7 protein-coding genes are annotated in these 6,130 nt (G+C 76.5%); 4 read left to right on the top strand and 3 right to left on the bottom strand.

The genetic code is table 11. The annotated features are described in order from the left end of the window. The 3 genes from ICW40_RS14920 to ICW40_RS14910 all read right to left on the bottom strand — a co-directional run. On the bottom strand, nucleotides 1–1,111 hold a 1,111-nt coding region (locus ICW40_RS14920), incomplete at its 3' end, for an ATP-binding cassette domain-containing protein (RefSeq protein ID WP_221654806.1). After that, nucleotides 1,108–2,157 carry a CbiQ family ECF transporter T component gene (locus ICW40_RS14915; protein ID WP_221654805.1) on the bottom strand — a complete coding sequence of 350 codons (1,050 nt, stop codon included), beginning with the start codon at nucleotides 2,155–2,157 and terminating at the stop codon, nucleotides 1,108–1,110. The genes ICW40_RS14920 and ICW40_RS14915, both read right to left, overlap by 4 nt. A gap of 41 nt (nucleotides 2,158–2,198) precedes the next feature. Then, entirely contained in the window at nucleotides 2,199–2,936 is a 738-nt protein-coding gene (locus tag ICW40_RS14910) for a hypothetical protein (RefSeq protein WP_221654804.1), read from the bottom strand. A 328-nt stretch (nucleotides 2,937–3,264) separates the two neighbouring features. On the opposite strand from ICW40_RS14910, the gene ICW40_RS14905 reads away from it, so the two are divergent. From ICW40_RS14905 to ICW40_RS14890, 4 genes are all read left to right on the top strand, one after another. Then, a complete protein-coding gene (locus ICW40_RS14905; protein ID WP_221654803.1) occupies nucleotides 3,265–3,813 on the top strand; it encodes a cob(I)yrinic acid a,c-diamide adenosyltransferase in 549 nt (182 codons plus the stop codon). 145 nt (nucleotides 3,814–3,958) lie between these two features. Beyond that, complete coding sequence (locus ICW40_RS21630) at nucleotides 3,959–4,591, top strand: PilZ domain-containing protein (RefSeq protein WP_221654802.1); 633 nt, start codon at nucleotides 3,959–3,961, stop codon at nucleotides 4,589–4,591. A 187-nt stretch (nucleotides 4,592–4,778) separates the two neighbouring features. Next, entirely contained in the window at nucleotides 4,779–5,321 is a 543-nt protein-coding gene (locus ICW40_RS14895; protein ID WP_221654801.1) for a DUF3105 domain-containing protein, read from the top strand. Then, nucleotides 5,318–6,064 carry a DUF305 domain-containing protein gene (locus ICW40_RS14890; RefSeq protein ID WP_221654800.1) on the top strand — a complete coding sequence of 249 codons (747 nt, stop codon included), beginning with the start codon at nucleotides 5,318–5,320 and terminating at the stop codon, nucleotides 6,062–6,064. The genes ICW40_RS14895 and ICW40_RS14890 overlap by 4 nt, the downstream gene beginning before the upstream one ends. Nucleotides 6,065–6,130 lie beyond the last annotated feature (66 nt).

Here is a 6,130-nt window from a genome sequence, read left to right as displayed (position 1 = left end):
GGTCGGAGCGACGCCCGAGGCGCCGTCGACGTGCGGGTCGGGCGGCGTCCGCCTCCGCCCGGACGCCCACGGTCCCCGCCGACCGCGGTCCCGAACCCTGCAGGGCCCACAGCAGCGAGGACTTGCCGGCGCCGTTGCGACCCATGACGGCGACGACCTCGCCCGCCCGCACGCGCAGGTCGACCCCGCGGACCGCCGGCACGGCCGGGGGCCGCCCGTGGCGCACGGACACGCCCGCGGCCACGAGGACGGCGTCGTCCGCGGTGCCGGTCGCGACCGCCGGAGCGCCGACGGCCGACTCGACCAGGCGCTCGCGCAGCGGCGCCGCGAAGCGGCGGGCGTCCCGCACCGAGAGGGGCACGGGCGACCAGCCGGCGACGCGGGCGAGCTCGACGACGGGTGGCGCGACCACGGACCCGGGCAGCACGTCCTGCGGGCGGCCGTGGGTGACGGTGCCGTCCGCCGCGACGAGCACGACGCGGTCGGCGTACTGGACCACGCGCTCGAGGCGGTGCTCCGCGAGCAGGACCGTCATGCCGTGGTCGTGCACGAGGCGGGTGAGCGCCGCGAGGACCTCCTCGGCGGCCGTCGGGTCGAGCGCCGACGTCGGCTCGTCGAGCACGAGCACGCGCGGGTGGCTGGTGAGCACCGCACCGATCGCGACGCGCTGCTGCTCACCGCCCGAGAGGTCGGCGAGGGGGCGGTCGCGCAGCGGCGCGAGGCCCAGGAGGTCGAGCACCTCCTCGACACGCCGCCGCATCACCTCGGGCGGCACCCCGAGCTGCTCCATCCCGTAGGAGAGCTCCTCCTCGACGGTGTCGGTGACGAAGCCGGCCGCCGGGTCCTGCACCACGACGCCGACGACGTCGGCCAGGTCGCGGGGGAGGTGGGTGCGGGTGTCCCGGCCGTCCACCACGACCCGGCCCTCGAGCAGCCCGCCCGTGAAGTGCGGGACGAGCGACGCGACCGTGCGCAGGAGCGTCGACTTGCCCGCACCCGTGGGTCCGACGACGAGGCACAGCTCGCCCTCGCCGACCTCGAGGTCGACGTCGCGCAGGCTCGGCGCTGCGGCACCGGCGTAGGTGACCGTGACACCCTCGAGGCGGATCATCGGGCGTCCCTCCCACCGGTGGCGACGAATGTGGGCGCCGCGGCGAGCAGGGCGCTGGCCAGGGCGACCGGGGGAAGCGACGGCCAGCCGAGGGGCTGGAGCGACGGGTCGAGGGCGGAGGGATCGGTCGCGGTCGCGGCGACGAGCAGCGCGGCGGCGAGCACGCCGCACGCGGCGACGACCGTCTCGGGGACACGCCACGCGTCCGGGCGGTAGCGGGTCCGGCGCACCTGGCGGCCGGCCAGGAGGCCCCCGACCACCGCGGTGACGCCGCCGACCGCCAGCACGGGAGCACCGAGCCAGCCCGGCGTCGTCCCGTCGAGCAGGCCGTACGTGCCGAGCGCCGCGGCCACGAGCGCCACGAGCAGGAGGGCCGACACCCGTCGGTCGGTGCTCCCCGGCACGGCGCGCGCGTACCCGCGCGAGTCCATCGAGGCCGCGAGGGCGAGCGCCCGGTCCAGCGCGTCGGTGAGGACCGGCACGGCCGTCAGCAGCACGGCGCGGACGCCACGCGTCTCGTGGCCCCGGAGCCGACGGGCCCGGCGCACGGACGCCGACGAGGCCACGAGGGCCGGCGTGACGCTCACGGCGATGACCACGGCCGTGCCGAGCTGGTGCAGGGCGGCGGGCAGGGACCGCAGGGCGCGCCGCGGGTTGGCGAGCGCGTTCGCGGCCCCGAAGCAGATCACGAGAGTCGCGAGCCGGAGCCCGGAGTACAGGGCCATCAGGAGCCCGGTCAGGGTCACCGGCCCGAGGAGCTGGACGCCGACCGCCCAGTCCGGTGTCGCGACCCGTGGGAGGTCGACCAGCACGGGACCCGGGGTCTTGATGCCCACGACGACGTAGAACAGGACGCGGACCACGACGATGCACACGCCGAGCACGACGTACCCGCGGAAGGCACGCGCCCAGGGCACGTCCTCGCGCCGCGCGACGACGACCAGCACGGTCGCCGCCAGCACGAGGCCGATGACGACCGGGTTGGTCGTGCGGGTGGCGGCGACCGCGAGCCCGAGGGCCCACGCCCACCACGCGAGCGGGTGCATCGTCGTAGCCGTCTCCGTCGTGGCCGTCTCCGTCGTGGCCGTCAGTCCTGGCCGGCGGGGCCGTGCGCCGAGCGCCGGCGGGACACGACGAGCGCCGCGACGGCGAGGAGGGCCACCACCCCGATGCCCGCGATCAGGGCCGGCGACGGGCCGTCGGCCTCCGTCGGCTCCTGCGCGGCCGGGGAGGCCGTGGTGCCGTCGTCGACGGCACCGGCGTCACCCTCGGCGTCGTCGCCCGCCTCGCCCGACGTCGCCGCCTGGTCGGCCGCCTCCTGCGTGGGTGCCGCGGGCGCGTCGACCGTGGGGCCCGCAGACCCGTCGCTGTACCGCCAGCCCTCGACGCCGCCCGCTGCGGGGACGGCCTCGTCCGGTCCGACCATCGCCATCTCCCACGCGCCGCCCGGCTCGGCGGTCCAGTAGGACCAGTAGCTGCCGGTGAACTCGGCGGGGCAGGGGTCGGGCAGGGCGTCGATCGCGCAGATGAGGCCCGCGGCGTCGCGCGTGTCGGTGAAGCCGGCGGCCACCAGGGCCTCGCTACCGCTCGCGGCCTGGGGCGCGCAGCCCATCTCGACCTCGCCGCCGAGGTCCGTCTTGTCGACGACGACCGTGACGCCCTCGGGGTCGGTGCACGGACCGGACGGCGCGGCCGCGGCGGCCCCCGCGCCCGGCCCGACGAGGGCCGCCGCGAGGACGCCGACGGCGCCGAGGGCCGCGAGGGTGCGGGACGCGCGCGGTGCGCGGGACGGTGCCTGGGGGAGCGCGAGGGCGCTGGTGATCATGGTGCCTCTTCCTGAGTGGTCCGTGACGGACCCGGCACCGCCCCCGGGGAGGCGACCGGGCTCCGTCCCGTATGCCTCGACGGGTGGAGCCTCTCGGCCTGCACCAGGTGCTCCGGCTCGCCGGGCGGGTGCCCGGCCCACGGTTGCGGGTCAGCGCCGGACTCGGACCGGCTTCCCCTGGCTGCAGGACGTCGTGCGACCGCCCAGCGGACGGTCGGCACACGGTACCGCCTCGCCGTCGGGCGGCGTGCCCGGCGACCGCCGCTAGCCTCGCCAGGACGCGTCGGGCAGCGGCGTGACGAGGACGAGCGGCGGACGGGGCCAGGCGATGCGGATCTATACCAAGGCGGGCGACGACGGGACCACGGGGCTCTTCCTCGGCAGCCGGGTCTCGAAGGCCGACGTCCTCGTGGACGCCTACGGCGACGTCGACGAGGCGGTCTCGCTGCTCGGCGTCGCGCGTGCCGTGTGCCCCGACCCGCGGCTCGCCGCCGTGCTCTTCGAGCGCCAGCGCGAGCTGTTCGTCGTCGCGGCCGACCTGGCCACCAACCCCGGGCACCGCGACCGGCTGAAGCCGGGGATCTCGCTCGTGACCGAGGAGATGCTGGCGGGACTCGAGCGGCTCATCGACGAGCTCGTCCACGAGCGACCCCTGCGGCCGGTGTTCATCGTGCCGGGAGCGACGCCGGCGTCCGCTGCGATCGACCACGCCCGGACCGTCGTCCGTCGTGCGGAACGGCACGTGGTGCAGGCCCAGGACGCCGGCCACCACGTGAGCCCGCTCGTCCTGCGGTACCTCAACCGGCTCTCCGACCTGGTGTTCGTGCTCGCGCGCCACGCCGCGGGCGACGTGGACGAGGCCGCGAGCCACGACTAGCGCAGCCGGGTGAACCGGCCGGGTGAACGCGAGGCGCGCCGCGATGCGTGCGCCGTCGGGCGCCCGACGCCGGGGTTAGAGTCGCCGCCACACAGGTGCGCCCGACGACGAGGGCGCCCCCCGGCGGTGCGCGGAAGGCAGTCCCGTGGCGTTCGAGCTCGACCCGTGCCGCGTGCGCGCCCTCAGCGGGGAGCTGCTCGCGCAGGGCTTCGTGCGCGAGCACGAGGACGACGCGGTCGCGGTCGACGTCGAGCACGAGGCGGGCGGCTGGCTCGCCGAGGGCGACCACGTGGTCGTCGAGATCCTCAGCGCCCACCGCGGCACGCTCACCTACGACGCCGCGGTCCAGGCGGTCGTCGGCCGGCGCGTCGTGCTCGAGGGGCTCGCGCTGCGCAACGCGGTCCAGCTCCGGCAGGCCGTGCGGGTGCCGACCTCCATCCCCGTCGTCCTCGCCGTCGCAGCGCCCGCGGACGAGCCCACGGAGGCGGCCGAGCCCGCCACGGTGGACGCCGTCGTGCTGGACGTGAGCGCCCACGGCATGCGGGTGCGGTGCCACACCGAGGTCGTCGAGGGCGCCCGGCTGGCCATGCGCTTCGGCGCCACGCGGACACCGCTCGACCTCGTGCTCGAGGTCGTGCGCGTGCACGAGCTCGCGGGCGACGCCGTCCTGGGCTGCCGGCTCGTCGACGCGTCCGAGCGCACGACCGACGAGCTGTTCCGCTTCGTGCTCGAGGAGCAGCGCCGCCAGCTCGCGGTCCGTGCCGCCGGAGCCCGCTGACGGTCCCGTACCCTGACCCCGGCGCGCAGAGGTTCCCGCGCCGCCCTGAGCAGCCCGCAGCGCCCGGTTCGCACCGGTCGGCGGCCGACGAGGAGTGACGTTGAGCAAGTCATCGACGAGGGACGACCGGCGCGCCCAGCTCGCCGCCCTGCAGGAGTAGCAGCGGCGCGCGGACAAGCGGCGGAGCATGCTGATCATCGGCATCTCGGTCGCCGTCGCGCTCGCCCTGATCATCCCGGCCGCCGTGCTGATCATCGGCGAGCAGGGCCGCCAGGCGGAGCTCGAGACGGCCGCGGAGCAGCCCATCGAGGGCGTCGTCGAGACGGAGGTCGCGTCGGCCACGCACGTGCAGACCGACGTGACCTACGAGCAGTCGCCGCCCGTCGGCGGCGACCACCACCCGACGTGGCAGAACTGCGGCTTCTACACCGCACCGGTGACGGACGAGCACGCCGTGCACTCGCTCGAGCACGGCGCCGTCTGGATCACCTACGGCGAGGACCTGCCGGAGGCGGACGTCCAGCGGCTCGAGGAGCTCACCGAGCGCCACTCGTACCTCCTGGTCAGCCCGCACGAGGACGCCGCCCCGCTCACCGTCTCGGCCTGGGGCCTGCAGCTCGAGATCGACTCGACCGAGGACGAGCGCCTCGACATCTTCCTCCGCAAGTACCTCCAGGGTCCGCAGACCCTCGAGCCCGGCGCCTCGTGCTCGGGTGGCATCGGCGCGTGACGACGCAGGACCCCGACGTCGCGTTCCCCGACGGGCGTGAGCCGGGCGCACCGGAGGCCCGGCCGGACGGCGACGCACCGCCGCTCACGCCGGGCCGCGCCGGTCCGCGCGCCGTCCTCGTGGCGGTGGCGGTCGTCGCGCTGGCCGCCGGGGCCGCCATCGGGCTCCTCGTGGGCGGCTCGGTGCTCCGCCCCGCCGTACCCGTCGAGGGCTCGGTCGACGTGGGCTTCGCCCGCGACATGGCGCGCCACCACGAGCAGGCGGTCGAGATGTCGGTGCTCGTGCGCGACCGCAGCGACGACGCCGACGTGCGTCTCCTCGCGCTGGACATCGAGACGACCCAGCAGCACCAGGCCGGCCAGATGTTCGGCTGGCTCGCCGGCTGGGGCCTGCCCGCGACCTCGTCCGCCCCACCGATGGCGTGGGCGGGCGACGCGCACGGGCACGGCGGCGGAGGCCACGTCGAGGGCGACGAGCACCCGGCCGGCATGCCGGGACTGGCGACGACCGAGCAGATGGAGCGGCTCGCGGCGGCGGACGGCGAGGAGGCCGACCGGATCTACCTCGCGCTCATGATCCCGCACCACGTGGGCGGCGTGGAGATGGCCGAGGCTGCGGTCGACGCCGCGGGGCAGCCGCACGTCCGGCGCCTCGCCGAGGCGATCATCGCCTCGCAGGAGGCGGAGCTCACGCTCCTCGAGCAGATGCTCGAGGAGCGCGGCGGGCCGCCGGCCGACCTCTGACGGCCGCCGCGGCGGGCCTCGGACGGCCCGCGCGCGGCGGACCGCTCAGACGCGCGGTGCGCGTGC

Origin of the sequence: Actinotalea ferrariae (assembly GCF_019733465.1) — a bacterium.
GTDB classification, from domain to species: Bacteria; Actinomycetota; Actinomycetes; order Actinomycetales; family Cellulomonadaceae; genus Actinotalea; species Actinotalea ferrariae_A.
The sequence above is the reverse complement of the archived record's forward strand: the minus strand, read 5'-3'. Positions and strand labels throughout refer to the sequence as shown.